Origin of the sequence: Janthinobacterium sp. BJB401, from assembly GCF_013372745.1 — a bacterium.
In the GTDB taxonomy this organism is placed as follows: Bacteria; Pseudomonadota; Gammaproteobacteria; order Burkholderiales; family Burkholderiaceae_D; genus Janthinobacterium; species Janthinobacterium rivuli.
Genome location: NZ_JABXFH010000124.1, coordinates 1 through 759 on the forward strand (window position 1 = coordinate 1; position 759 = coordinate 759).

General features: G+C 64.0%; 1 protein-coding gene. It reads left to right on the top strand.

The window, feature by feature from the left end; genetic code table 11:
• Positions 1-759 (top strand): condensation domain-containing protein (locus HWE17_RS28460; protein WP_255206437.1); only part of this gene is annotated, 759 nt, incomplete at both ends.

The following is a 759-nucleotide window of genomic DNA, read 5'->3' on the forward strand; positions in this document are numbered from 1 at the left end:
CGGCATGGTGTCCGTGGTGATCCCGGCGCACGTCGCCAAAGGCTTGCACCGTATCAGCCAGCAGGCGCAAGCCACTTTGTTCATGGCGCTGGCGGCGGCGTTCAACGTGCTGCTCAGCCGTTATGCCGGCCAGGACGACATCTGCATCGGCACGCCGATCGCGAATCGCCAAAGGGCGGAGCTGGAACCGCTGGTCGGTTTCTTTGCCAACACGCTGGCGCTGCGCACGCGGGTGGATGCCACGCAATGTTTTGATGAATTGCTCGTTCAAGTCAAGGCGGCCACGCTGGGCGCCTATACGCACCAGGACCTGCCGTTCGAGCAGGTGGTGGAGCATCTGGCGCCGGAACGCAATACTAGCCACAGCCCGCTGGTTCAGGTGATGTTCGTGCTTCAGAACGCGCCGATGGGAAAGCTTGAGCTGCCCGGGCTGGCGCTCAGGCCGATGGACATCGAGCACAATGTGTCGCCGCTCGATCTGACGCTGACGCTGGTCGAGGCGGAGGATGGATTGAGGGGGCACGTCGAATACAACACCGACCTGTTCGACCGCACCACGGCGGAACGGATGGCCGTGCATTTCGGCCGCTTGCTGGTGGCGCTGGTAGCCAATCCGCGGGCGCCGCTGCGTGAGCTGGACATGCTGGCAGGAGGCGAGCGGCAGCAGTTGCTGGTGGAGTGGAACAGCACGGCGAAAGAATTCGCACACGGCCAGACACTGCACGCGCTGTTCGAGGAGCAGGTGCTGCGCAGCCCCGA